This window comes from Pseudomonas sp. NMI760_13 (assembly GCF_021283245.1).
GTDB lineage: Bacteria > Pseudomonadota > Gammaproteobacteria > Pseudomonadales > Pseudomonadaceae > Aquipseudomonas > Aquipseudomonas peradeniyensis.
On record NZ_JAJSRC010000066.1, the window covers coordinates 1 to 3,467 of the forward strand.

At 51.7% G+C, this 3,467-nt stretch carries 1 tRNA gene and 2 rRNA genes; all 3 read left to right on the forward strand.

Annotation, left to right across the window (positions count from 1 at the left end):
* The 3 genes from LU671_RS29060 (at position 1) to rrf (ending at position 3,463) form a co-directional block, all read left to right on the forward strand.
* Positions 1–76 (forward strand) — tRNA-Ala (locus tag LU671_RS29060).
* A 242-nt stretch (positions 77–318) separates the two neighbouring features.
* Positions 319–3,211, forward strand: a 23S ribosomal RNA gene (locus tag LU671_RS29065).
* 136 nt (positions 3,212–3,347) lie between these two features.
* Positions 3,348–3,463 (forward strand): 5S ribosomal RNA (gene rrf / locus LU671_RS29070).
* Positions 3,464–3,467 lie beyond the last annotated feature (4 nt).

Below are 3,467 nucleotides of genomic sequence, written 5' to 3' on the forward strand. Positions count from 1 at the left end.
GGGGCCATAGCTCAGCTGGGAGAGCGCCTGCCTTGCACGCAGGAGGTCAGCGGTTCGATCCCGCTTGGCTCCACCACTCTTCTGGTGTCTACTTGATCAGAACTTAGAAATGAACATTCGGCGATGAATGTTGATTTCTGACTTTTGTCAGATCGTTCTTTAAAAATTCGGATATGTGATAGAATAGACTGAATGCCAGTTTCACTGCTGGTTATTCAGGCTAAGGTAAAATTTGTGAGTTCTGCTCAGCAATGAGCGAAATGCGAATTTTCGGCGAATGTCGTCTTCACAGTATAACCAGATTGCTTGGGGTTATATGGTCAAGTGAAGAAGCGCATACGGTGGATGCCTTGGCAGTCAGAGGCGATGAAAGACGTGGTAGCCTGCGATAAGCTTTGGGGAGTCGGCAAACAGACTGTGATCCAGAGATCTCTGAATGGGGGAACCCAGCCAGCATAAGCTGGTTATCTTGTACTGAATACATAGGTGCAAGAGGCGAACCAGGGGAACTGAAACATCTAAGTACCCTGAGGAAAAGAAATCAACCGAGATTCCCTTAGTAGTGGCGAGCGAACGGGGACCAGCCCTTAAGCTGGTTTGAGATTAGTGGAACGCTCTGGAAAGTGCGGCCATAGTGGGTGATAGCCCCGTACACGAAAATCTCTTGCCAGTGAAATCGAGTAGGACGGAGCACGAGAAACTTTGTCTGAACATGGGGGGACCATCCTCCAAGGCTAAATACTACTGACTGACCGATAGTGAACCAGTACCGTGAGGGAAAGGCGAAAAGAACCCCGGAGAGGGGAGTGAAATAGAACCTGAAACCGTATGCGTACAAGCAGTGGGAGCCTACTTTGTTAGGTGACTGCGTACCTTTTGTATAATGGGTCAGCGACTTATATTCAGTGGCGAGCTTAACCGAATAGGGGAGGCGTAGCGAAAGCGAGTCTTAATAGGGCGCTTTAGTCGCTGGGTATAGACCCGAAACCGGGCGATCTATCCATGGGCAGGTTGAAGGTTAGGTAACACTGACTGGAGGACCGAACCGACTACCGTTGAAAAGTTAGCGGATGACCTGTGGATCGGAGTGAAAGGCTAATCAAGCTCGGAGATAGCTGGTTCTCCTCGAAAGCTATTTAGGTAGCGCCTCATGTATCACTGTAGGGGGTAGAGCACTGTTTCGGCTAGGGGGTCATCCCGACTTACCAAACCGATGCAAACTCCGAATACCTACAAGTGCCGAGCATGGGAGACACACGGCGGGTGCTAACGTCCGTCGTGAAAAGGGAAACAACCCAGACCGTCAGCTAAGGTCCCAAAGTCATGGTTAAGTGGGAAACGATGTGGGAAGGCTTAGACAGCTAGGAGGTTGGCTTAGAAGCAGCCACCCTTTAAAGAAAGCGTAATAGCTCACTAGTCGAGTCGGCCTGCGCGGAAGATGTAACGGGGCTCAAACCATGCACCGAAGCTACGGGTATCACCTTTGGTGATGCGGTAGAGGAGCGTTCTGTAAGCCTGTGAAGGTGAGTTGAGAAGCTTGCTGGAGGTATCAGAAGTGCGAATGCTGACATGAGTAACGACAATGCGAGTGAAAAACTCGCACGCCGAAAGACCAAGGTTTCCTGCGCAACGTTAATCGACGCAGGGTTAGTCGGTCCCTAAGGCGAGGCTGAAAAGCGTAGTCGATGGAAAACAGGTTAATATTCCTGTACTTCCAGTTATTGCGATGGAGGGACGGAGAAGGCTAGGCCAGCTTGGCGTTGGTTGTCCAAGTTTAAGGTGGTAGGCTGAGATCTTAGGCAAATCCGGGATCTCAAGGCCGAGAGCTGATGACGAGTGCTCTTTAGAGCGCGAAGTGGTTGATGCCATGCTTCCAAGAAAAGCTCCTAAGCTTCAGATAACTGGGAACCGTACCCCAAACCGACACAGGTGGTTAGGTAGAGAATACCAAGGCGCTTGAGAGAACTCGGGTGAAGGAACTAGGCAAAATGGCACCGTAACTTCGGGAGAAGGTGCGCCGGTGAGGGTGAAGCACTTGCTGCGTAAGCCCACGCCGGTCGAAGATACCAGGCCGCTGCGACTGTTTATTAAAAACACAGCACTCTGCAAACACGAAAGTGGACGTATAGGGTGTGACGCCTGCCCGGTGCCGGAAGGTTAATTGATGGGGTTAGCGCAAGCGAAGCTCTTGATCGAAGCCCCGGTAAACGGCGGCCGTAACTATAACGGTCCTAAGGTAGCGAAATTCCTTGTCGGGTAAGTTCCGACCTGCACGAATGGCGTAACGATGGCGGCGCTGTCTCCACCCGAGACTCAGTGAAATTGAAATCGCTGTGAAGATGCAGTGTATCCGCGGCTAGACGGAAAGACCCCGTGAACCTTTACTATAGCTTTGCACTGGACTTTGAGCTTGCTTGTGTAGGATAGGTGGGAGGCTTTGAAGTGGGGACGCCAGTTCTCATGGAGCCATCCTTGAAATACCACCCTGGCAACCTTGAGGTTCTAACTCAGGTCCGTTATCCGGATCGAGGACAGTGTATGGTGGGTAGTTTGACTGGGGCGGTCTCCTCCCAAAGAGTAACGGAGGAGTACGAAGGTGCGCTCAGACCGGTCGGAAATCGGTCGTAGAGTATAAAGGCAAAAGCGCGCTTGACTGCGAGACACACACGTCGAGCAGGTACGAAAGTAGGTCTTAGTGATCCGGTGGTTCTGTATGGAAGGGCCATCGCTCAACGGATAAAAGGTACTCCGGGGATAACAGGCTGATACCGCCCAAGAGTTCATATCGACGGCGGTGTTTGGCACCTCGATGTCGGCTCATCACATCCTGGGGCTGAAGCCGGTCCCAAGGGTATGGCTGTTCGCCATTTAAAGTGGTACGCGAGCTGGGTTTAGAACGTCGTGAGACAGTTCGGTCCCTATCTGCCGTGGACGTTTGAGATTTGAGAGGGGCTGCTCCTAGTACGAGAGGACCGGAGTGGACGAACCTCTGGTGTTCCGGTTGTCACGCCAGTGGCATTGCCGGGTAGCTATGTTCGGAAGAGATAACCGCTGAAAGCATCTAAGCGGGAAACTTGCCTCAAGATGAGATCTCACTGGAGCCTTGAGCTCCCTGAAGGGCCGTCGAAGACTACGACGTTGATAGGTTGGGTGTGTAAGCGCTGTGAGGCGTTGAGCTAACCAATACTAATTGCCCGTGAGGCTTGACCATATAACACCCAAGCAATTTGCGCCGAGGCCAAATTGTGGTGGTGAAGACGAAAGAACCGAAAGTTCGCGACAAACCACAAAGATCACATATCCGAATTGGCTGGAGTATCCATCTGGATGTTCTGGCAACAGAATTTCTTGACGACCATAGAGCATCGGAACCACCTGATCCCATCCCGAACTCAGCAGTGAAACGATGCATCGCCGATGGTAGTGTGGGGTTTCCCCATGTGAGAGTAGGTCATCGTCAAGATTCA